Genomic DNA, 20,479 nt, shown 5'->3' on the forward strand with positions numbered 1-20,479 from the left:
CGACAGCTGAAAAAGGAACTCTGATCGTTTTCATCCCAGGTTTCACAGGGCACGCGCGCATTGCGGCAGTGCGTCGCCTCATCGTCCGGCTGCGTCGGCGGGCGGACGTCCTCGTCGTCGAGCTCCGGGGCCACGGGCGCAGCGCGGGCCGGTCGACGATGGGCGTCGAGGAGGTCGCGGACGTCGCCGCCGGCGTGGATTGGGGTCGTAGTCAGGGCTACGAGCGGGTCGTCACGGTCGGGTTCTCGTTCGGTGGCGCGGTGGTGCTGTGCCACGCGGCCCTGCGCAAGACCGTCGACGCCGTCGCCGCCGTAAGCACCCCGTCGCGCTGGTTCGTCCGCGACACCCCGATCATGCGCGCGTTGCACGTGCTGGTGGAGAGCCTGCCGGGGCGCGTGGTGGCCCGCACCGTGTACAAGGTGCGGCTCGCACCTCTGACGTCAGACATCCCGCCGTCGCCGCTCGAGCTGATGCCGCGGATCGCGCCGACGCCGGTCCTGCTGGTCCACGGGTTGATCGACCACTACTTCCCGATCGAACACCCGCTGGCCCTCGCGGCCGCGGCGGGCGACAACGCGACGGTCTGGCTCGAACCGGACTTCGCGCACGCGGAGAACCGGCTGCCGGTCGCGCTGGCCGACCGGCTCGGTCGCTGGCTGTCAGAAGCTGCGGCTCCGGTGAACCGGTGACTGCCAACGGTGCGGATGAGGTCTGGCACGATCGTGGCGTGCCTGACTCCGAAGCGCCCGAGGCGTCGCGCGCCGACTCGGGCGCCGCGCACGCGGGTACCGCCGCGATCGCCGGCGTGACCGCGTTGGTGGGTGGCGCGGTGCTGGGTGGGGCTGCCTTCGCCGGCCCGGTCCCCTACGCGATCGCGATCCTGGTGGCCCAGCTCGCGCTGGTCGGTGCCTGGTGCGTCGTCACCCGTCCGCCGGGCACGGTCGGCACCGCCGTCGTCGGGGTTCTCACCGCAATTGCGGCCGACGTCGTCGCGCTGGCCACCGGGGAGAGCGGCGCCGGCGGGCTGGTCGCGGTGCTGGCCTGCGCATTCGGCGCGACGACGTTCCACCAGCTGTCGCGGGGCGTCACCCGGCGCAACGTTACCGAGTCGTTCGGCTCGACGATGACGATCGGGGTCGCGGTGATCGCGCTTGCCGCGACGGTCGCGCTGCGGCAGTCCGAGGAGCCCGACCTGGTCGGTCTGATCGCGATCGCCGCCGCCCTCGCGATGGTCGTCGCCCGACTGGCCGATCTCGTGCTTCCCCGGCCGACGGTGCACCAGCAGGTCCCGCGCGGGGTCTTCGGACCGGCGCTCGGCAGCGTGGCCGCCGCCGGTGGTTCCGCGCTCGGCGTGGTGCTCGGCCTGGACCTGCCCCTCGGGCCGGCGACGCTGGTGGGCTGGTTGGTCGGCACCGCGGCGGTACTGGCCGACCTCGCCGTCGACCTGGCCCGCGCCGGACGGATCGCGGCCGGTGGGCCGGCGACGGCGGGGCCGGGAGGAGCGGCGCTCGGCCCGCTGGTCGCGTTCGCGGTCGCGGCACCCATCGGCTACCTGGTCGGCCTGACCCTGTGAAAGACCCTGCCCTGTAAGACGTCTTACCCGGAGGGACACGAATGGCGGCGAGAAGGCGAGGCGGTTGCCTCGTCCTGGTGTTGGTCCTGGTCGTCATCCTGTGCGGGGTCGGCTTCGCGGTGGACCGCGCGGTGGCGTCCGCTGCGGACAAGCGGCTCACCGCCGCGGTGTCGCAGAACCTGCGGAACAACGGCACACCGGCGCAGAGCACCGAGGTCGAGACCGTGGGGTTCCCGTTCCTCACCCAGTTGCTCTCGGGTGACTTCGACGGGGGTGACGTGCACCTGACGAGCGTCAAGACGCCGGAGGGCACCGTCGACCGCGTCGACCTGAAGCTGCGGGACGTGAGCATTCCGCAGGACGTGCTGCGGGGAGGGGAGATGCACGACGTCACGGCGAAGAGCGTCACCGGCACCGGGCACGTGAGCGTGGCGGAGATCGCCCGCCGGCTCGGCCTGCAGGGGCTGAAGCTGGAGAGCGCCGGTTCGGCCCTGCGGGCCTCGCTGCCGGTGGAGGTTCCGGTGGTCGGTTCGATCGACGTGCAGGCCGACGTCACGCCGAAGCTTTCGGGCAATCAACTGACGTTCGACGTCAAGAACGTGAGCGCGGCGGGGATCACGGTGCCGGGCGCGGTGGTCGACCAGATCACCGACCAGTTCGCGCGGCCGGTCGCGCTCGAGCTGCCGTTCGAGGTGAAGCTCGACAAGGTGACGGCGAGCAAGGGCTCGCTCCAGGTCACCGGCAGCGCCGCGAACGTGCCCCTGGTGCAATAAGTAAGCGCCCCGGCGCGTTGGCCGGTTCATGGGTGACGTGGGCACGCGCGTTCTGATCCTGGTCGCGGTACTCGCCGCCGCCACGGCGGCCGGCGCGCTCTGGCGCACCCGCACCGGCCGCATCCGCCCGACCGCAGCCGCCGCGGGCGCCGCAGGCGCGGGCGCAGCCGCCGCGGGCGCCGCAGGCGCGGGCGCAGCCGCCGCGGGCGCCGCAGGCGCGGGCGCAGCCGCCGCGGGCGCAGCAGGCGCGGGCGCAGCCGCCGCGGGCGCAGCGAACAGCCCGAACTCCGCGGGCGCCGCGAACAGCGCGAACGGCGCGGCGCCTGCCGCCACCCCCGCCCCGCCGCCGCAGGCGGCGAGGGCGGAGCACGCGGACACGTGGCAGGAGTTGGGGATCGATCCGGGGGACGCGGTGGTGACCCTGGTGCAGTTCTCGTCGGCGTTCTGCGCACCCTGCCGAGCCACCCGCCGCATCCTGACCGACGTCTCCGGGCAACTGCCCGAGGTGCACCACGTCGAGATCGACGCCGAGTCGCACCTCGACGCGGTGCGCAAGCTCGACGTCCGCAGCACCCCCACGACCCTGCTCGTCGACCGCACCGGGGCGATCACCGGTCGTGCCGTCGGCCAACCCCGGCGCGACGACGTGCTCGCCGCGATCGGCCCCTATCTTTCTCGTGACGTGTAAATCCTTCCTTACAGGTAGGAAATGCCAGTTGTCCCGCACACCAGGAGTGACGTCCCACATTTCAAGACGGTCGCCCCGGAGTGTTTGCTACGCTGGCCTCCATGAGCCCCCTGCTCACGAAGCGCCGCGCGGTGGACCTCTGCCGCGTCGGTAGCTGCCTGTGTCCCCCGGCCTGACGCCGGGCGATGCACGCTGAGCACCCTCTGGCTCCCGTGACCGTCGCCCTGACCCCAGCTCCCTGGCTGTCAGGAGACTCATGTCCAAGTTATCGCCGACACACGTCGACCCCCGCGGGCCACGGTTCGCCGCCTGGCTGACCACTGTCGTCCTCGCGGTCGTGCTGCTCACCGGCAGCGGGTGGCTGCTCGCCGTCCAGGCGGTGGTGTTCGCGCTCGGCGCGTTCATCGGGCTGGGTGTGGCCCCGTACGCGGCGCTCTACCGCGTACTGATCGCACCCCGGCTCGCCCCGCCCGCCGAGCGTGAGGCCGCCGCCCCCGTGCGCTTCGCACAGGGCGTCGGATTCGTCTTCGCGCTGGTCGGCACGATCGGCTACCTCGCCGGCGCGCCGACCGTCGGCATCGTCGCCACCTCGGCGGCACTGATCGCGGCGTTCCTCAACGCTGCGTTCGGGCTCTGTCTCGGCTGCCTCGCGTACCTCCGCGGCCGGCTGCTGCTGTCCCGCTTCTCCCGCACCAAGACCCCACACAAAGGAGTGCCTGCATGAGCCGCGAGTCCGCGCTCGTCTCGACCGACTGGGCCGAGAAGAACCTCAACGCCGAGAACACCGTCTTCGTCGAGGTCGACGAAGACACCACTGCCTACGACAACGGGCACATCCCCGGTGCCGTGAAGCTCGACTGGAAGACCGACCTCCAGGACCCGGTGCTCCGCGACTTCGTCAACAAGGAGCAGTTCGAGGCGCTGCTGTCGAGCCGGGGCATCGGTAACGACGACACCGTCGTGCTCTACGGCGGCAACAACAACTGGTTCGCCGCGTACGCGTACTGGTACTTCAAGCTCTACGGCCACGACGCCGTGAAGCTGATCGACGGTGGCCGCAAGAAGTGGGAACTCGACGGTCGCGAGCTGGTCAAGGACGTCCCCCAGCGGGCCGCCACGACCTACACCGCCAAGGAGCAGGACACCTCGATCCGCGCCTTCCGTGACGAGGTCGTCGCCTCGATCGGCAAGCAGAACCTGGTCGACGTCCGGTCGCCCGACGAGTTCTCCGGCAAGCTGCTCGCCCCGGCGCACCTCCCGCAGGAGCAGTCGCAGCGCGGCGGTCACATCCCCACCGCGGTGAACGTGCCGTGGAGCAAGGCCGCGAACGAGGACGGAACGTTCAAGTCGGACGACGACCTCCGTAAGCTCTACGCCGAGGCCGGCCTCGACGACAGCAAGGACACGATCGCGTACTGCCGAATCGGCGAGCGTTCGAGCCACAGCTGGTTCGTACTTCGCGAGCTGCTCGGCCACCAGAACGTGAAGAACTACGACGGTTCGTGGACCGAGTACGGTTCGCTGATCGGCGTTCCGATCGAGAAGGGCGCCTGAGCATGTGCGGAGCACCTGAGCAGGGCAACGACCTTAGCACCGAGGGCATCGACACCACCAGGGAAACGGTGATCCAGGGCATCGTCACGGGCGGCGACGGTTCGCCGGTACCGAGCGCCTTCGTCCGACTGCTCGATTCCACCGGTGAGTTCACCGCCGAGGTGGTGTCGTCGGCGACCGGCCAGTTCCGGTTCTTCGCGGCACCGGGCGACTGGACCGTCCGCGCATTGCACTCGAGCGGCAACGGACAGACCGCCGTCTCCGCCGACAAGGGCGTCAACCAGGCCAGTTTGGTCCTGGCCTGACCGTTCCCGCCTCGAAGGCCCGTCCGGCGTTCGCCGGACGGGCCTTCGTCGTACTTCTACGCTTGACGTATGGCCGGGCCGCGCGACGATGCGGGCGACGGCGAGCGTCACCTGAGCCGTGCACCTGCGTATTGGGATGATCTGGACGACACAGCGGATGCGGTCGCCCCGACTTTCGACGTGCGCAGCACGAGCCTCTGGGACGCGCCGCTCCCCCCTCAGCCGACCTCGGACGTTCCGGAGGAGCCCGACGAACCGCCGGAGCAGGACGGCACCGCTCCGGAGGAGCCTTTGGCACGCCCCGGCCCCGTCGCGCGGGCCGAGGACTGGCTGCGCGACCGGCAGAACCGGCTCCTGTGGATCGCCGCGTTCGTCGTCGGCACGCTGCTCGGCGGTGCCGCCGTCCACAGCTGGGAGACCCAGGCCGCCGACGCCGCCCGCCGGGATACCGTCCAGGTGACCGCGAGGGTCGCCGAGGACGCCGCCAGCAGCGCGAGCTGGACCGGCACCCGACAGCCGTGGACGTTGCGGATCGTGCTCACGAACACCGGGCCGGGTGACGTCCGTCTGCAGAACGCCCGGCTGGACGACGACCGGTACACGTCGAACCTGCGTCAGGTCAGCCGCGGTGTCCGGATACCGGCCGGAGACGAGACCTGGATCTCGATGGACGTCACGCACTCGTGCGCGCAGGGCGGGCCGGCGACCGCGCCGCGCGACGTCATCCTGACCGTCGCGCCCGACGACCGGCCGGAACGCGACGTCCAGGTACGCCTCGCCGACGACAACACGTTGATCGTCGACACCGCGCGGCAGAAGTGCCAGACCGTCGCGAGCGAGGTCTGGATCACGTCCGAGCTGGTCGGAGAACCGGCCGATCTGGACACCACGCTCGTGACACCGATCCGGATCCGCCAGCACGACCGGCGGGCCATCGCGCTGCGTGAACTCCGTACGCCGACGCCGGGCCTGTCGATGGTGGCCTCGACGCGGCCGGTCAGTTTCGTCGAGGACCTCACCCCGGTGACCGCGCTGCGGTGGTCGGTCGCGGACTGCGCGAAGGCGCGGGTCGTCGTCTATGCGGAAGTGGGCATTTCAGCGGTGGTGCAGCTCGCCGATGCCGGTCCGTCGCTGCGGACCGCAATCGTCCTCGATGCGAACGCGGTGCTGGCAATCGTTCGCTTCATCACCCGTTCGTGCGGGTGAGTCAGTAGACGAGTGCCTGGACGTTGTCGGTGAGCACTTCCTCGACGAACGCGGCCGCACCGGCGATCCGGACACCGGGCAGCACGTCAGCTTCGACGATCTCGCGGCGCGCGGCGCACTGCGTGCACAGCGTCACCCGCCCGGCGGACAGCAGCGAGATGAGCAGGTCCGACAGCGGCGCCGCGTGCGGCAGTTCGAACTCGGCGGCCCGGCCGGGCAGCGCGAACCAGGACGATTCGCCGGTCAGCCAGAGCGAGACGTCGACTCCGGACGCCAGTGCCGTAGCGGCGACCGTGAACGCCTGCGCGCAACGTTCGGGAGCATCCGCTCCAGCTGTCACCTTGACGACCAGTGCGCGGCTCATGCGGAAGACCTTAGGGCTCCGGCGGCTTCGCCGCTGTACCCGCCGCGCTGTGTCAAGGGCCACCCACCTGAACACCGGGGCGTCGCCATAGACTCGGGTCGTGCTCGAGACATTCTTCCTAGTGCTGCTCGTCGCGGCCTTCGCCATCATCGGCTGGTTCGGCTTCTACGTCGTGTACAAGCTCTACCAGGGCCAGCGCTGACCGTGACCGACTCCGCCGGATACCCGTACGAGGAGACCCACGACCTCCGGAGCGGGCCGAACCTGCACGAGTCGCTGCTGGGGCTGCTGCCGTTCGTCGGCGTGTGGCGCGGCACCGGCAAAGGTGGCTACCCGGGCACCGACGACTTCGACTACGCGCAGGAAGTGCGGTTCAGCCACGACGGCCGGCCGTTCCTCGCGTACGAGTCCCGTGCCTGGATCATCGACGGCGAGGGCCGACCGATTCGCCCGGCCGCGCGCGAGGTCGGCTGGTGGCGTCCGCAGGGTGAGGACGCGGTGGAGGTGCTGCTCGCGCACCCGACCGGATACGTCGAGGTGTACGTCGGCGAGATCGACGGTCTGAAGGTGGAGCTGAGCACCGACGCAGTGGTGCGTACCGCGACCGCCAAGGAAGTGTCGGCGAATCATCGTCTGTACGGGATCGTCGAAGGCGATCTGCTGTACGCGCACGACATGGCCGCGGTGGGCAATGATCTGACGCCACACATGAGCGCTCGCCTCAAGCGCATTGCCGGCTGACCAAGCATTCAACGCGCGCCGAGCGCCGCAGGCGTGAGTGGCTTGAAGGTGGAGCCCGTTCAGGACGGCGCTGACGCTCGAGCGGGCCGACGCCGTGACATCAGCGAAGCGTCATAAGGAGGCCCGCTCGCGCGTCAGCGTCGTTCTGAACGGGCCGTGCACATAAAAAGGCCCCCCGGGCTATGACTCCCGCGATTCTCATCGCGGGGCCGGTCGGACAAGGCCGGCAGCCCGAGGGGTCGGTGGTTACCTTGGTTTGCCTCACCGCTGTCTACTGACATCCCCTAACTGCGGGGGGCAGCGGTTCGGACCGGAGTCCAACAGCGGCTAGGAAGTAGCCACCTCACGAGTCCGAAAAGTATTCAACTTTGGACCACCTCCCCTCTTGTGTACCTCCGAATCTACGTCGGTCTCCGAGGGTCGGCAACGCAATTAAAGCGGGAATCCGAGGATGCGTTGTACGCCCTCGGTGAACCCCCGCTCGCCCACCGGCTTGCCGTCGATCGTCGTCACCCGTGCCGCGCCACGGACGCTCGAACACAGCCACACCTCGTCGGCTTCCGCGAGCTCGTCGAGGTGCACCCGGGCGTGCTCGGCGCGCAGCCCCAGCTCACCCGCGCGGTCGAGCAGGAACGCCGCGGTCGTCCCGGCGAGGATCCCGGTGTCGGCCGGAACCGTGCGCAGCGCGCCATCGGCCGCCCACACGACGGTGGCCGTGGGCGCCTCCAGGACGAGGCCCTCGGTCGAGACGAGGATCGCGTCGTCGGCGCCGACGGACGCGGCGTGCCGCAGCGCGGCCATGTTCACCGCGTAGGAGAGCGTCTTGGCGCCGCCGAGCAGCCAGGGGGCGCCTTCCCGGACGTCCGCTGGCACACCGAGCGAGATCGACACGACCGACACGCCCTCGCGACGCCCGCGCAGCTGCCCCGGCGAGACGTCGAACATCGTCGCGAACACGGTGGGTGGTTCGAGCTGTCCGGTGTCGGGTCCCCGCGTGCAGACGATCTTCACCGCTACTTCCGCGTCCTCGACTGCGTCCACCAGCACGTCGTCGATCAGCGAAGCGAGTTCTTCGGCCGGCGGGAGCGCGATCCCCAGCGTTCCGGCCGAGCCCGCCATGCGGGCGAGGTGTTCGTCGAGTTGCCAGGGCTTGCCGAAGCGGACGTGAACGGTCTCGAAGATGCCGTCACCGCGGGTGAGGCCGGCGTCGTCGGCGCGGGCGATGGGGGTTTCGACCGGTACGCGACCCCGGCCGAGGACAGCAAGTGCGCGGGTAGCCATGCCCGTGAATACCATGGCGGCTATGGCGCTACCGTCACTGACCGATGCGCTGCGGTCCCGTGGGCTCCGGATGACCGTGCAGCGGCAACTCGTCATGGAAGCCGTCGAGCGACTGGGGCATGCCACCCCGGAGCAGGTGCACGGCCAAGTGACGCAGACCGCGGCGGGTATCAACCTGACCACCGTCTACCGCACGCTCGAGCTGCTCGAGCAGATCGGGCTGGTGCGGCACACGCATCTGATCGACGCTGCGACCACCTATCATCTGGCCGCTGATCAGCACTTCCACCTGGTCTGCCGGATGTGCCGGACGGTCTCGGAGGCTCCCATCGGGATGCTGGCCGACCTGGCCGGCCGGCTGGCCGACGAGCGCGGTTTCAGCATGGACGTCGGCCACGTGGCGCTGTTCGGTGTCTGCGGTAACTGCAGCGAAGGAAATACCTGCGACCCGGAGACCGCTGCACCTACGGGATCCCCTTGATCCGGATCCCCTTGATCGGAGGTGCTGATGAGCCCGCTGAGCTCCCGCCCTGGTGCCGTCCTCGCCGAGGGCGCCGACGCCGGTGTCGCCGCCCACTACGGTGACCCGTTCCGTGAGCAACGGCACCTGAGCGAGGACGTCGGTGTCGTCGACCGGAGCAACCGCGGCGTGATCGCGGTACCGGGCGCCGACCGGCTGAGCTGGCTGCACAGCCTGACCTCCCAGCACCTCGACGCGTTGCCGGCCTGGCACGGCACCGAGGCACTGGTGCTCTCGCCGCACGGACACGTCGAACACCACTTCCTGGTGGGCGACGACGGCAACACCACCTGGCTGGACGTCGAGCCCGGCACCACCGAGGCGCTGCTGGGCTACCTGCAGAAGATGGTCTTCTTCATGCGCGTCGAGCCGACCGACGTCACCGCCGACTGGGCGGTGCTCTCGGTGATCGGGCCTTCCGCGGGAGCGGCGCTCTCCCGGCTCGGTGTGGAACTCCCGTCCGAGCCGTATGCGCTGGTCGCGCTGCCCGACGGAGGTTTCGTCCGACGGATGCCGTGGCCCGGTGAGGTGGCGGCCGATCTGCTGGTTCCGCGCGATCGGATGGAGGCCGTCGTCGACCGCCTCGACGCACCGCTCGCCGGCACCTGGGCCTACGAGGCGCTCCGGGTCGCCGATCGGCGTCCGCGGTTGGCGTTCGAGACCGACCACCGCACGATCGTGCAGGAGCCGGAGTGGATCCCCACCGCGGTTCACCTGGAGAAGGGCTGCTACCGCGGTCAGGAGACGGTCGCGCGGGTGCACAACCTCGGGCGTCCGCCGCGTCGGATGGTGCTGGTGCACCTCGACGGCGTCAGCGAGGAGCTTCCCGCCCAGGGCACCGCGATCACGCTCGGACGTGACGGCCGCGCGGTCGGGTTCGTCGGCACCGCGGTGCGCCATTTCGAACTCGGCCACATCGCGCTCGGTTTGGTCAAACGCAACATCCCGGACGACGCCGACCTCTGGATCGGCGAAACCAAGGCCGCCATAGACCCAAGTACGGACCTGGAGACCGCTGTCCCGAAAACGTGAGAGTTTTTCTCATATAGCGGCCACGCACCGGGTTTTGTGGCCGGAATGTGACTGTTTCGTCATCACATCCATGCCAAAAGCTGCTGCAACCCGCCCTTGAGTCGCTCCTGCATGCCAGGATGCTCCAGACGCGGTGGGCGACCCGCCACACCACTGGCCTGCGAATCCGCGCCGTGCGAAGGAGCAGAGGCATGACGGATGTCGTACCAGGAGGGAGACGGCGGATCGACCGGGTGCTGGCCCCCGGTTATCTGCTGGGTCTGGATGCCCTGAGAACAGCGGAGGTGCGGCACCGGCGCGACGAAGGGCTGGCGGAGCTCGCTGAACTGAACCGGCTCGGCCACCAACTGGACGAGCGGATCGCCATGATCACGGCCGAGCAGCGACACCGCGCGGCGGTCGTCTTCGACGGCGCGCCCGACGCCCGCCCGTCCGACGACGTACCGACCGGTGGACGGCTGGCCCGCGTGTTCCGCCTGCGTGCCGACTCCGACGGCCCGCCCACGCATCGCCGGCGTCGACGCGTCGAACGGCTGGTCGCCGACGTGGACCTCGCTGACGTCGCCAGACGCACCGACGACGAGCTCGCCCGCGTTCTCCGCACGTTCCGACACGAGCGTAGACAGGTGACCGACGTGTCCGGCCGGGTGCGTGCCGTCGTCGACCGGTGCGGGGGCGAGTTGGGACGTCGGCGGGTCGAACCGCGGGCCCCAGGGATAGCCGAGAATTCCGAGACGACGTCGGACGAGCAAGGCCACGACCTGACCGGCACACACGGGGCGAACCACACTCTTCCCTGACATCGCTCTCAGGGTCCGACCCTGACCCTTCCCTGAAGTGCTAGCTGAGCGCTTGCAGGTGTTAGCGCGGGCGACCTACCGTGGAGTCACCTCCACAGCGAAGGGAAGCCAGATGTCTACTCCCACGGGGCCTGCCGACAACGAGCAGACCGAGACCGGCAACACCCAGGCGGGGCCCGCCGCGATCGGACCCGGCCCCGGCAGTGGCGCTGACTCGAAGCAGTGGCCGGAGCCGCTGTACGCCCTCGCCGGCGTCGGTGACGTCGTCGCCGAGCAGATCCGCAAGCTCGCAGCTAACGCTCCGGAGATCTCCGAGCGGTTCCAGCGCAACGCCGCGACCCTGCCCGAGGACCTGCGCAGCCTGCCGCGCGAGCTCCGCACGCTAGCCGCCGACCTGCCGTCGTACGCGGCCGATCTGCAGAGCAAGGCGCGCGAGGTGAACAGCGAGTCGGTGAAGCGCAACGTCGAGACCGCACAGACCCGTGCCCAGGACGTCTACCGCACGCTCGTCGAGCGCGGCGAGCAGGCCGTCAAACCGCAGTGAATCTTCGGCCTCGGGCCCGACCCAAGTCGTGGCTGACGGTCGTCGCAGGGAGGGCCGTGACCGTTCTTTGGTCACAACCGACCGAGACGGCCGTCAGCCACGACTTGGGTGGGCCCGCGGTCACGTATCGCGGGGCCGTATCGTCTTTACGGACATGGATGAGTTCAGCGCGCACCGGGAGCACCTGGTGCGGGTCGCCTACCGCATGCTGGGCAGCCTGGCCGACGCCGAGGATGCCGTCCAGGAGACCTGGCTGCGCTGGCAGCGTACCGACCAGTCGGAGATCGTCGAGCCCCGCGCGTGGCTCACCCGGGTGACCGGCAGGATCTGCCTGGACGTGCTCCGGTCGGCCCGGGTCACCCGGGAGGCGTACGTCGGGCCGTGGCTGCCCGAGCCCCTCGTGGAGCGCCTCCCGACCGACGCCTCCGACCCGGCCGACCTCGCGGAACTGGACGACTCGGTCCGGATCGCGCTCCTGCACCTCCTGGAGCGGCTCAGCCCCGAACAGCGGGTGGCGTTCATCCTGCACGACGTGTTCGGCATCCCGTTCGACGGCATCGCCGCAGCGCTCGGCACGAAGGCCGAGAACGCCCGTCAGCTGGCGTCCCGCGCGCGTCGGTTGCTGCACGACAGCGCGCCGCCGCCGCTGGCTCCGCTCTCGGAGCAGCGGGCCACCGTCGAAGCCTTTTTCGACGCCTGTCAGGGCGGCGATCTGGGCCGGCTCACCGCGCTGCTCGCGCCCGACGTCGAGTTCCACTCCGACGGCGGGGGCCAGGTGCGTGCCGCGCTGCGTCCGATCTACGGGCCGGACAAGGTCATCCGGTTCACTCTCGGCGTCCTGACCGGGAACGGCCGGTCCCTCGAGCCCGAGCCGGCGCTGGTCAACGGCCAGTTCGGCCTGGTGTTGCGCCGTGCCGGCGAACTGCTCGGCGTGGTCGTGCCGGATGTGAACGCGGACGGCCGGATCTCCCGTTTCTCGTTCATCGTCAATCCGGAGAAGCTGCGCCACCTACTACCTGTGGATGGGGACTCCGGAGTGTCGTAGGGGACGGGTACCGTTGCCGCCCGTGGCAGCAGTGACCGAAGCGGGTACCGAATCCCAGGCCGACCAGAAGCACACCGAGGCGCTGCTCGCCGCGGCGATCGGCGCGGTACCCGGCGGGATGGACCGTCCCGGGCAACGGACGATGGCCCGCGCGGTCACCGAGGCCGTACACACCGGTGAGCACCTCCTCGTGCAGGCGGGCACCGGTACCGGCAAGTCGCTGGCCTACCTGGTGCCGGCGCTCGCCACCGGCAAGCGCGTCGTCGTCACCACCGCCACGCTGGCGCTGCAGGCCCAGCTGGTCAACCACGACCTGCCACGGCTGGTCGAGGCCGCCACCCCGGTGCTCGGCCGCACCCCGTCGTTCGCGCTGTTGAAGGGTCGGCACCACTACGCGTGCCTGGCCCGGCTGGAGCCGGGCGCCGCGGACGACGAGGACGGCCTGTTCGAGACCGACACCCAGTGGCTCGGCGCCGCCGGGAAGCTCGTCCAGCAGGTCACCCGCGTGCGCGAGTGGGCGGAGGAGACCGACACCGGTGACCGCGCCGATCTCGATCCCGGCGTCGACGACCAGGCGTGGCGGCAGGTCAGCATGCCGGCCCGGGAGTGCGTCGGCGCGGCCCGCTGCCCGTTCGGCGAGGACTGTTTTGCCGAGGCCGCGCGGGCCAAGGCGCGTCAGGCCGACATCGTGGTGACGAACCACAGCCTGCTCGCCGTCGACCTGCTCTCCGGGCGGCACATCGTCCCGGAGCACGCGCTCCTGGTGGTCGACGAGGCGCACGAGCTCACCGACCGGGTCACCAGCGCCGCTCAGGCCGAGCTGACCGCCGACGTGATCAGCCGGGCCGCCCGCCGCCTGGGGTCGTTCGTCTCCGCCAAGCTCCGCGACGACGTGGAGGGCTCCGCCGATCTGCTGGAACGCATGCTGGACGGCGTGCGGCCCGGTCGGCTGGAGCGGCTGCCCGAGCCGCTGTACGACGCGCTGTTCCTGGTCGATTCGTCAGCACGGGCCGCGCTGGACGCGCTCGGCGGCGAGGTCGGCCCCGACGAGGCCGACGCGGTCAAGCGCAACCAGGCCAAGCAGGGCCTCACGGGGTTGGTCGACACCGTGGAGCGCCTGCTCGAACAGTCCGACCGTGACGTCGCGTGGGTGGCCCAGGAGGACCGGCGGCCACCGGCGCTGCACGTCGCCCCGCTGTCGGTCTCGGCGGCGCTGGGCAGCGGGCTGTTCCGCGACCGGGTCGTCGTGGCCGCGTCGGCCACGCTGGCGCTCGGCGGGCGCTTCGACACCGTCGCCCGCTCGCTGGGCCTCGAGGTCGACTACGGCCGCACGCCCGACACCAACGACGTCCGGCGGGTCGAACCGCCACCCTCCGACGGGGACGACGACAAGGAGCCGCCGGCGGTCTGGCGCGCGCTCGACGTCGGATCGCCGTTCGACTACCCGAAGCAGGGCATTCTCTACGTCGCCTCGCGGCTGCCGAAGCCGGGCATGTCCGGGCTCTCCGACGCCGCGCAGCGCGAACTGGTCGAACTGGTCACGGCCGCCGGCGGGCGCACGCTGGGCCTGTTCTCGTCGCGCAAGGCCGCCGCGATGGCCGCCGAGACGCTGCGAGCGCAGACCGACCTGCCGGTGCTGCTGCAGGGTGACGACTCGATCCACCTGCTCGTACGCCGGTTCAAGGAGGAGCCGCAGACGTGCCTGCTCGGCGTCGCGTCGCTCTGGCAGGGCGTTGACGTCCCGGGCGACGCGTGCCAGCTGGTCGTGATCGACCGGTTGCCGTTCCCCCGGCCCGACGAGCCGCTGACCGCCGCCCGGTCGAAGGCCGTCGACGACGCGGGCGGGTCCGGCTTCATGGCGGTGTCGGTGCCCGCGGCCGCGATCCGGCTGTCGCAGGGCGCCGGGCGGTTGATCCGGGCCGCCGGCGACCGCGGTGTCGTCGCGGTGCTCGACGCCCGGCTGCACAACGCGCGGTACGGCGAATTCATCCGCCGCACGCTGCCGCCGTTCTGGTACACCACGTCGCCGGACGTCGTCCGTGGCGCGTTGAAGCGCCTCGGCGGCACCGCGGGCGCCTGAGGCTCAGTCGGTCTTCACCGGGCCCGGCGGTTCGCCGACGGGCTTCGGCAGGACACCGACGGCCTCCGCGTGGCCGGCGACCCCGGCGCCCGTCGTGTCGGTCTGCTCGGCGTCGGCGCGCGCTTCCTCGACTTCGGCTTCGTCGTCGTCGGTCGGCACCGTCCCCGGTGGAGCGTCGGCGGGCGCGGGACCTCCGTCGGGCCTCAGCACCAGGTAGCGGATCGCGGTGTTCAGCACCGCCAGCAGCGGCACCGCGACCAGACCGCCGACGATGCCGGCGGTCGTGATGCCGATCGCGATCGCCAGGATCACCGACAGCGGGTGCAACGCGACCGCGCGACCCATGATCAGCGGCTGCAGGACGTGGCCCTCCAGCTGCTGCACGCCGATGACCACCGCGAGGATGATCAGCGCGGACACCGGGCCCTGCGTGACCAACGCCACCGCCACCGCGACGGCGCCGGACAGCGTCGCACCGATCACCGGGATGAACGCACCGAGGAACACCAGCGCGGCCAGCGGCAGCGTGAGCGGGACCTTCAGGATCGCAAGTCCGATGCCGATGCCGAGCGCGTCGACGAACGCGACGAAGACCGTGGCGCGCACGTACGACGTGAGCGTGTGCCAGGAGTACTCGCCGGCCTGACGCACCGCGGGACGGGCCGGACGCGGCAGCAGGCGGGTGAGGAACCGCCAGATCTGGCTGCCGTCCTTCAGGAAGAAGAACGTGGTGAACAGCACCAGGAAGAACCCGGTGACGACCTCACCCAGCGTCGTGGCGGTGCTCAGCGCCCCGGACGTCAGCGACGAGCTGTTCTCCGACAACCAGGTCTGCGCCCGTTCGACGTACTGGTCGATCTGGTCCTGAGAGATGTGCAGCGGGCCCGACAGCAGCCAGTCGCGGCCCTCGTTGAGCGCCTGGTTGACCTGGTCGGTGAGGTCGGCGAGGCCGTTGACGAACGCCTGCACGACCAGCGCCAGCGTGCCGAACACCAGCACCAGGCCGAACACCAGGATCGTCGTCGCGGCCAGCGCCCGGGGAGCACCCTGCTTGCGCAGGAAGCCCGCCGCCGGCTCCAGCAGCGCCGCCAGCAGCAACGCCACCATCAGCGGGATCACGACGACGCGGAGCATCGAGATGATGTGGAACAAGCCGTAGAGCACCACGGCGACGATCGCGAGGCGCCAGGCCCAGGCCGAGGCCACCCGGAGCGCGGTGGGCACGCTCTCGTTGTCCGGCTCGCCCGCAGGCAGCAGGACGACGCCCGGCGACCCTTCGGAGACGGGTTGAGCCGGCGGAACAACTTGGTTCTCCCTCGCCGCCGCGAGTCGCTCGCGCGCCTCGTCGCGCACCCGCAACAGCCAACTCACCCGGGTTCCCCCTCATTCGTCTCGAGCGCACCGTACCGGCGCCTCCTACCCGCGCCCACCGATCCCACACACTCGGCGATAACGTGTGGAGCTGTGAGTACAGAACCCGACTTGGTCAACGGCGCGAACGGTGGCCTGCCGATTCACCTGCTGCACGATCGGGTCCTGGTGAAACTGGAGGGCACTGCGGGCGAGCGCCGCTCCAGTTCCGGCATCGTGATCCCGGCCACGGCGGCGATGGGTCGTCGGCTGGCGTGGGCGACGGCGGTGGCCGTCGGCCCCACCGTGCGGTCGGTGGAGGTCAACGACCGGGTGTTGTTCGATCCCGACGAGAAGTCCGAGGTCGAGCTGGGTGGCAACGACTACGTGCTGATGCGCGAGCGTGACGTCCACGCGGTCGCCGCGTCCCGCGTCGACGACGAAGGAACCGGCCTCTACCTCTGAGTCTCCGGCCCGTGATGGGGCTGGTACCCCGGGTGGTGCCCGCCGCCGTAGTAGGTGGGGTTGTAGATCTGCCCGCCATAGTTCGGCGGGCTCCCGTAGGCCGGCCCCGGGTAGTTCCCGCTGCCGCTGACGTAGTTGCCGCCGTGCCCGGGCGGGTACGCGGCGGGGTTCGGCGCCCACGGCATCGCCGTACCAGGCCGCGCATGCTGCAGGATGTACTGGCGCCGGGCGTCCACGGTGGCCAACAGGTGCCGCTCCTCGTCCGCGAACTCCCGGTTGGTGATGCCGCGGGCCAGCGCGTCCCGGGCGATCGCCAGCTTCGTGGCGGCGAACTGGTAGTCCGACATCGCTTTGGCGCCGATGCTGCCGGCGATTCCGCGCGCCCACTGCCGGCCGGCCCGGCGCGTCTGCATCGTCGCGAGCGCGGCGATCTCCTGCGGGGTGAACCAGCCGGCTTCGACGTACACCGGCAGTACCCGGCCGACGACCTTCGCCTCCCGGCCGCGGAGCACGATCGCGAGGGTGATCATGGCGATCAGGATCGGCAGCATGAGCAGCGTGTATCCGGTGAGGATCACGCCGAAGTCCTGGCTGGAAGCCAGCAGGTTCCACGTCCCGTGGAGGAGCACCGCGAGCGCGAGACCGCCGATCGGGAACACGATCTTCAGCCACGTGCGCCTGCTGCGCACCGCCAACCCGACGCCGACGCCGGTCATCGCGGTGAACAGCGGGTGGGCGAACGGTGAGAAGACGCCCCGGAGCACGAACGTGACGATCAGCGCGGTGATGCCGCCCGGCATGTTCTTCTCTTCGTCGCCGATGTAGGCGGAGCCGAAGTAGAGGACGTTCTCGGTGAACGCGAACCCGACCGCGGACATCCCCGCGTAGACGATGCCGTCGACGACGCCGTTGATCTGCCGCCGGCCGGTGAGCGCGAGGCCGAGCAGGATGAACAGCGGGACGGCCTTGAAGAACTCCTCGGTGGGCGGAGCCACGAGCACGGCGGTGGTGCTTTCCGAGCCGCCGGCACCGGTGATCACGCGCCCGCCGAACGAGTTGATGATCAGCGCGGCGAACGTCGCCACGCACGCACCCCAGGCGAACGCGAACGCCAGGTAGCGACGGGGTTCGGGTTCGTACCGGTCGAGCCACCAGAAGAACGCCAGCAGAATCGGCACCGGCAGCACGGCGGTGCCGAGCGCGAGGATCAGCGCGGCGGGGCCGAGGCTGTAGCCGAGGATGCCGTAGATGCCGAGCCCGGCCAGCGCGATGACACCGACGGCGACGACGGCCACCGCGATGCCGAACCAGCGACGCTTGTGCCAGGGCACCATCGGGGCCGGTTGAGCCATCCCCTCCGACGGGTGGGGAACGCCCGGTTGCTGGGGATGAACCATGTACGCAGCCTAATCGGAGGCGGGCCCCGGCGCCCCCTTCGCATCCTGCCGGAGCAGGTGATTGAGCGTGCCGATGCCGTCGGTCAGGCGGTCGGCAGCGGTGGCGAAAGTGGCCAGTCGGGCAGATGGTGCTACTGCGATCAAATCGTCGACGTCGGCACGGAGCCCGGGCAACGCCTTCGGACGTTTTCCGGTCCGCAACGCGGTAGCGACGCCAGCCAGCGCGGTGTCGACGTCGCGCGCGAACGTCCGGGCCTCCGGGCGGGTCAGCCCGTCCGGGTACACGTCCCTGGCGGCCTCCAACGCCATTCCGCCCTGCACCAGCCGACTGGCGTGCACGCTGACGCCACTCGCGAGGTCGACCAGCGCGCGGGGGGTGCCGGGTTCGTCGGCGAGGCGCTTCGCGGAGTCGCGGGCGTTGCTCAGCGCCACGCGGGCCGTGGTGCGGGCGGCGTCCACGTCGGTGTCGGCGGCGTCCGGGTCCGCGGCCGTCCGCAGGTAGGTGCGTGCCGACTCGATCGCGTCGGCGAGCGTCTCGCGGGCGGTGGACCGCTCCCAGGTGGGCCACGCCAGGTAGGCCGCGAGCGCGATGACGCCGGCCGCGACGGTGTAGGTGAGGCGCTCCGGGATCAGTTCGCCGGCCGACGCGCCGAGCAGGTCGGCGATCAGGACGGCGTTCCCGGCCATCGCCGCGGCTCCGAGCGCGAAGTTCGCAGCGAGGACCGTGCGGAGGAAGAAATAGAAGACCGGAACGAGCGCCATCTTCTGCCAGGTGTCGGAGACCACCCACTCCAGGAGCGCGGAGACGACGAGCATTCCGAGCAGGGTCCCCGCGACCCGGTCGACGACCTGCTTGACCGTCGCGGAGAAGTCGGGCCGGATCGCGACCGCGACCGTGAGCAGCAGCCAGTAGCCGCGGGGTAGGCCTAGCGCGACCAGGGCGGAGGCCACCGCCGCGAGCGTGAATGCCAGCCGCAGCGCGTGCCGGAACGCCTCCGACGAGGGTCGGAGGTTGGCCCGCAGCACGGTGATCGGCTCATCAGCAGGCATGAGAAACACGGGCGTACCCACCTGCAGAGGATCGCCGTCGCCCCCGCGGCCGGCTCCGACCGCGGGCCCGACCGCGCGGTCGGGCCCAGCGGCTCGGTCGGAGTCGGCAGCTCCGTCGGAGTCGGCAGCTCCGTCGGAGTCGGCAGCTCCGTCGGAGTCGGCAGCTCCGTCGGAGTCGGCAGCTCCGTCGGAGTCGGCGGCTCCGTCGGAGTCGGCGGCTCCGTCGGAGTCGGCGGCTCGGGCGGAGTCGGCGGCTCCGTCGGAGTCGGCACCACGGGCGGAGTCGGCACCACGGGCGGAGTCGGCACCACGGGCGGAGTCGGCACCACGGGCGGAGTCGGCGGCATCCGCTCGATCGGCGGCGGAGGTGGCCGCGCGGCCGAGATCGGCGGCTCGGCCGGCATCCGCCGCTCGGTGGGAGTCGGCGGCGGCTGGGGCGGTGGTTGATCGTCGCTTCGGGGTGGTTCGGGTGGGGTCGGTGGCGTCGGCTATTCGGCGGGCCGCGCGGAGTTGGCCGGCGAGGGCTGCCGAGCGGGCCGCTGCGCCGCGGCGGGTCAGCGGCGCCCGGCCGGCCCCGTCCGCACGGGCCCGCACGGCCGCGACGGCCTTGGCGAGCGCGTCGTCCAGCGCGGGAACGAGCTCCGGGTGCAGGTCGTCTGGACCGGCCGTGAGCCGCTCCGCGATCGTGGCGGCCACGGCCGCGGCGGCGTCGATCACCGCGCCGACCTCGTCGGCGGCCTCGGCCTGCTCCATGTCCGCCAGCCGGGTCCGCAGCACGGCGAGCGCGACGACCTCACCGCGAGCCCGCTCGACCTCGTCGAGCAACATGCGCAGGCCGGCAACGGCCCGGTTGCGCTGCGGATCGAGCCCGCGCAACGCAGCGTGCGCCTCGAGCACGACCGGATAAGCGGGCCCACCCCCGGCCGGATCGACGTCGGTGAGTTCCCGGTACGCAGCAGCCACCGCCGCCCGCTCCGGCGCGAACCCCCGCACCGGCCAGGGTGCGATCGCCAGCAGCGTCTGCAGCGCCGCACCCACGAAAACCGCCGAGGCGGCGAGGAGCGCCTGACTGAGCTCCTGCGGCTGCTCCCCGATCACGATCAGCACGATCAGCCCGGTGATACCGACGCGGGTACCGGCGGCGCCAAGGGACGTGAGGAGCCCGGCGAGGAACCCCCACACCGCCACCAGCAGCACGGCGACCACCGGATACGGGTGAGCGAGCGCCCCCAACAGCACCGACAGCGCGCCGCACAACGCCAGCGCGAACCCGAGCCGCAGCCGTCGCCGGTACGGGCCGGACAGGTCGGCGAATCCGGTGAAGTACGCGCCGAGCGTGGCAGCCACCGCGGGGAGCACCGCGCCGGTGAGCGCCCCGATCAGCAGCGGCACCGCGACCGCGAGCGCACCGCGCGCCGCGACACGGGGACTGAGCTTCGCCCGGGGCACCGCAATCAGCCCGCCCAGGGCACCGCGCAGCGTCCGCCCAAACTCCGCCCCGGTCGCCACGTGTTCCGACCCTAACGCCCCCCACCGCCCCCACCCCGCACCAAGCCCGCCGCCCCGCCGATACAGCCGCACAGCCGCCACCGGCGCCGCCCGCCCCACCGTGCCGCCGCCCCACCGTGCCGCCGCCCCACCGTGCCGCCGCCCCACCGTGCCGCCGCCCCACCGTGCCGCCGCCCCACCGTGCCGCCGCCCCACCGTGCCG

22 protein-coding genes and 1 pseudogene are annotated in these 20,479 nt (G+C 71.2%); 17 read left to right on the forward strand and 6 right to left on the reverse strand.

Annotated features, from left to right (window positions below):
- Positions 1 to 32 precede the first annotated feature (32 nt).
- The 9 genes from ACGFY5_RS33360 to ACGFY5_RS33400 all read left to right on the forward strand — a co-directional run bounded on the left by ACGFY5_RS33360 (position 33) and on the right by ACGFY5_RS33400 (position 6,099).
- The gene (locus tag ACGFY5_RS33360) at positions 33 to 689 is read left to right on the forward strand and encodes an alpha/beta hydrolase family protein (RefSeq protein WP_392726393.1); all 657 of its coding nucleotides are present in this window, start codon (positions 33 to 35) and stop codon (positions 687 to 689) included.
- A gap of 38 nt (positions 690 to 727) precedes the next feature.
- Entirely contained in the window at positions 728 to 1,573 is an 846-nt protein-coding gene (locus tag ACGFY5_RS33365) for a hypothetical protein (protein WP_392726302.1), read from the forward strand.
- Positions 1,574 to 1,650: 77 nt separating this feature from the next.
- A complete protein-coding gene (locus tag ACGFY5_RS33370; RefSeq protein WP_392726304.1) occupies positions 1,651 to 2,346 on the forward strand; it encodes a DUF2993 domain-containing protein in 696 nt (231 codons plus the stop codon).
- A gap of 37 nt (positions 2,347 to 2,383) precedes the next feature.
- On the forward strand, positions 2,384 to 3,034 hold the full coding sequence (locus ACGFY5_RS33375) for a TlpA family protein disulfide reductase (RefSeq protein WP_392726306.1): 651 nt from the start codon (positions 2,384 to 2,386) through the stop codon (positions 3,032 to 3,034).
- A 101-nt stretch (positions 3,035 to 3,135) separates the two neighbouring features.
- On the forward strand, positions 3,136 to 3,210 hold the full coding sequence (locus tag ACGFY5_RS33380; protein ID WP_392726396.1) for an Ms5788A family Cys-rich leader peptide: 75 nt from the start codon (positions 3,136 to 3,138) through the stop codon (positions 3,208 to 3,210).
- A gap of 80 nt (positions 3,211 to 3,290) precedes the next feature.
- Entirely contained in the window at positions 3,291 to 3,758 is a 468-nt protein-coding gene (locus ACGFY5_RS33385) for a DUF4395 domain-containing protein (protein ID WP_392726309.1), read from the forward strand.
- On the forward strand, positions 3,755 to 4,588 hold the full coding sequence (locus ACGFY5_RS33390) for a sulfurtransferase (protein WP_392726312.1): 834 nt from the start codon (positions 3,755 to 3,757) through the stop codon (positions 4,586 to 4,588). The genes ACGFY5_RS33385 and ACGFY5_RS33390 overlap by 4 nt, the downstream gene beginning before the upstream one ends.
- 2 nt (positions 4,589 to 4,590) lie before the next feature.
- On the forward strand, positions 4,591 to 4,893 hold the full coding sequence (locus ACGFY5_RS33395) for a DUF1416 domain-containing protein (protein ID WP_392726313.1): 303 nt from the start codon (positions 4,591 to 4,593) through the stop codon (positions 4,891 to 4,893).
- 69 nt (positions 4,894 to 4,962) lie between these two features.
- Positions 4,963 to 6,099 carry a hypothetical protein gene (locus ACGFY5_RS33400; protein WP_392726316.1) on the forward strand — a complete coding sequence of 379 codons (1,137 nt, stop codon included), beginning with the start codon at positions 4,963 to 4,965 and terminating at the stop codon, positions 6,097 to 6,099.
- A 1-nt stretch (position 6,100) separates the two neighbouring features.
- Here the strand turns inward: ACGFY5_RS33400 and ACGFY5_RS33405 are convergent, their stop codons facing one another.
- Positions 6,101 to 6,463 (reverse strand): DsrE family protein, encoded by a 363-nt coding sequence (locus tag ACGFY5_RS33405; protein WP_392726317.1) that lies wholly within the window; start codon positions 6,461 to 6,463, stop codon positions 6,101 to 6,103.
- A gap of 204 nt (positions 6,464 to 6,667) precedes the next feature.
- Here ACGFY5_RS33405 and ACGFY5_RS33410 point away from each other — a divergent pair, with 204 nt between their 5' ends.
- Positions 6,668 to 7,204, forward strand: a complete 537-nt coding sequence (locus ACGFY5_RS33410) for an FABP family protein (RefSeq protein ID WP_392726319.1) — start codon at positions 6,668 to 6,670, stop codon at positions 7,202 to 7,204.
- A gap of 432 nt (positions 7,205 to 7,636) precedes the next feature.
- Here the strand turns inward: ACGFY5_RS33410 and ACGFY5_RS33415 are convergent, their stop codons facing one another.
- On the reverse strand, positions 7,637 to 8,485 hold the full coding sequence (locus tag ACGFY5_RS33415) for an aminotransferase class IV (protein ID WP_392726321.1): 849 nt from the start codon (positions 8,483 to 8,485) through the stop codon (positions 7,637 to 7,639).
- A 22-nt stretch (positions 8,486 to 8,507) separates the two neighbouring features.
- Here ACGFY5_RS33415 and ACGFY5_RS33420 point away from each other — a divergent pair, with 22 nt between their 5' ends.
- The 6 genes from ACGFY5_RS33420 (at position 8,508) to ACGFY5_RS33445 (ending at position 14,506) form a co-directional block, all read left to right on the forward strand.
- Positions 8,508 to 8,966 (forward strand): Fur family transcriptional regulator, encoded by a 459-nt coding sequence (locus ACGFY5_RS33420; protein ID WP_392726323.1) that lies wholly within the window; start codon positions 8,508 to 8,510, stop codon positions 8,964 to 8,966.
- 27 nt (positions 8,967 to 8,993) lie between these two features.
- The gene (locus ACGFY5_RS33425; RefSeq protein ID WP_392726325.1) at positions 8,994 to 10,037 is read left to right on the forward strand and encodes a YgfZ/GcvT domain-containing protein; all 1,044 of its coding nucleotides are present in this window, start codon (positions 8,994 to 8,996) and stop codon (positions 10,035 to 10,037) included.
- 191 nt (positions 10,038 to 10,228) lie between these two features.
- Positions 10,229 to 10,837, forward strand: coding sequence for an aerial mycelium formation protein (locus ACGFY5_RS33430; RefSeq protein WP_392726326.1), 609 nt, complete (start codon positions 10,229 to 10,231; stop codon positions 10,835 to 10,837).
- 112 nt (positions 10,838 to 10,949) lie between these two features.
- Positions 10,950 to 11,381 (forward strand): hypothetical protein, encoded by a 432-nt coding sequence (locus ACGFY5_RS33435; RefSeq protein ID WP_392726328.1) that lies wholly within the window; start codon positions 10,950 to 10,952, stop codon positions 11,379 to 11,381.
- Between the two features lie 154 nt (positions 11,382 to 11,535).
- Positions 11,536 to 12,426, forward strand: coding sequence for an RNA polymerase sigma factor SigJ (sigJ, locus tag ACGFY5_RS33440; RefSeq protein WP_392726331.1), 891 nt, complete (start codon positions 11,536 to 11,538; stop codon positions 12,424 to 12,426).
- The gene (locus ACGFY5_RS33445; protein WP_392726333.1) at positions 12,404 to 14,506 is read left to right on the forward strand and encodes an ATP-dependent DNA helicase; all 2,103 of its coding nucleotides are present in this window, start codon (positions 12,404 to 12,406) and stop codon (positions 14,504 to 14,506) included. The genes sigJ and ACGFY5_RS33445 overlap by 23 nt, the downstream gene beginning before the upstream one ends.
- Before the next feature lie 3 nt (positions 14,507 to 14,509).
- On the opposite strand, the gene ACGFY5_RS33450 is transcribed toward ACGFY5_RS33445, so the two are convergent.
- Positions 14,510 to 15,877 (reverse strand): AI-2E family transporter, encoded by a 1,368-nt coding sequence (locus tag ACGFY5_RS33450; RefSeq protein ID WP_392726335.1) that lies wholly within the window; start codon positions 15,875 to 15,877, stop codon positions 14,510 to 14,512.
- Between the two features lie 93 nt (positions 15,878 to 15,970).
- Between ACGFY5_RS33450 and ACGFY5_RS33455 the strand changes: the two genes are divergently transcribed.
- Complete coding sequence (locus ACGFY5_RS33455; RefSeq protein ID WP_392726337.1) at positions 15,971 to 16,321, forward strand: GroES family chaperonin; 351 nt, start codon at positions 15,971 to 15,973, stop codon at positions 16,319 to 16,321.
- On the opposite strand, the gene ACGFY5_RS33460 is transcribed toward ACGFY5_RS33455, so the two are convergent.
- The 3 genes and pseudogenes from ACGFY5_RS33460 to ACGFY5_RS33470 form a co-directional block, all read right to left on the reverse strand.
- Positions 16,312 to 17,718, reverse strand: coding sequence for a PrsW family intramembrane metalloprotease (locus tag ACGFY5_RS33460; RefSeq protein ID WP_392726339.1), 1,407 nt, complete (start codon positions 17,716 to 17,718; stop codon positions 16,312 to 16,314). The genes ACGFY5_RS33455 and ACGFY5_RS33460 overlap by 10 nt on opposite strands.
- A gap of 9 nt (positions 17,719 to 17,727) precedes the next feature.
- Positions 17,728 to 20,277, reverse strand: a complete 2,550-nt coding sequence (locus ACGFY5_RS33465; protein ID WP_392726341.1) for an FUSC family protein — start codon at positions 20,275 to 20,277, stop codon at positions 17,728 to 17,730.
- Positions 20,278 to 20,288: 11 nt separating this feature from the next.
- A pseudogene (locus ACGFY5_RS33470) lies at positions 20,289 to 20,479 on the reverse strand (hypothetical protein); the annotation flags it as partial.

It is taken from the genome of Cryptosporangium sp. NPDC048952, assembly GCF_043197895.1.
In the GTDB taxonomy this organism is placed as follows: domain Bacteria; phylum Actinomycetota; class Actinomycetes; order Mycobacteriales; family Cryptosporangiaceae; genus Cryptosporangium.

What these genes read in the sequence shown, in the direction of transcription:
- ACGFY5_RS33395 (WP_392726313.1), top strand. Translation starts at nt 4,591, where the DNA reads ATGTGCGGAGCACCTGAGCAGGGCAACGACCTTAGCACCGAGGGCATC.
- ACGFY5_RS33405 (WP_392726317.1), bottom strand. Translation starts at nt 6,463, where the DNA reads ATGAGCCGCGCACTGGTCGTCAAGGTGACAGCTGGAGCGGATGCTCCC.
- ACGFY5_RS33420 (WP_392726323.1), top strand. Translation starts at nt 8,508, where the DNA reads ATGGCGCTACCGTCACTGACCGATGCGCTGCGGTCCCGTGGGCTCCGG.
- ACGFY5_RS33435 (WP_392726328.1), top strand. Translation starts at nt 10,950, where the DNA reads ATGTCTACTCCCACGGGGCCTGCCGACAACGAGCAGACCGAGACCGGC.
- ACGFY5_RS33390 (WP_392726312.1), top strand. Translation starts at nt 3,755, where the DNA reads ATGAGCCGCGAGTCCGCGCTCGTCTCGACCGACTGGGCCGAGAAGAAC.
- ACGFY5_RS33385 (WP_392726309.1), top strand. Translation starts at nt 3,291, where the DNA reads ATGTCCAAGTTATCGCCGACACACGTCGACCCCCGCGGGCCACGGTTC.
- ACGFY5_RS33460 (WP_392726339.1), bottom strand. Translation starts at nt 17,718, where the DNA reads ATGGTTCATCCCCAGCAACCGGGCGTTCCCCACCCGTCGGAGGGGATG.
- ACGFY5_RS33415 (WP_392726321.1), bottom strand. Translation starts at nt 8,485, where the DNA reads ATGGCTACCCGCGCACTTGCTGTCCTCGGCCGGGGTCGCGTACCGGTC.
- sigJ (WP_392726331.1), top strand. Translation starts at nt 11,536, where the DNA reads ATGGATGAGTTCAGCGCGCACCGGGAGCACCTGGTGCGGGTCGCCTAC.
- ACGFY5_RS33445 (WP_392726333.1), top strand. Translation starts at nt 12,404, where the DNA reads ATGGGGACTCCGGAGTGTCGTAGGGGACGGGTACCGTTGCCGCCCGTG.
- ACGFY5_RS33425 (WP_392726325.1), top strand. Translation starts at nt 8,994, where the DNA reads ATGAGCCCGCTGAGCTCCCGCCCTGGTGCCGTCCTCGCCGAGGGCGCC.
- ACGFY5_RS33430 (WP_392726326.1), top strand. Translation starts at nt 10,229, where the DNA reads ATGACGGATGTCGTACCAGGAGGGAGACGGCGGATCGACCGGGTGCTG.
- ACGFY5_RS33400 (WP_392726316.1), top strand. Translation starts at nt 4,963, where the DNA reads ATGGCCGGGCCGCGCGACGATGCGGGCGACGGCGAGCGTCACCTGAGC.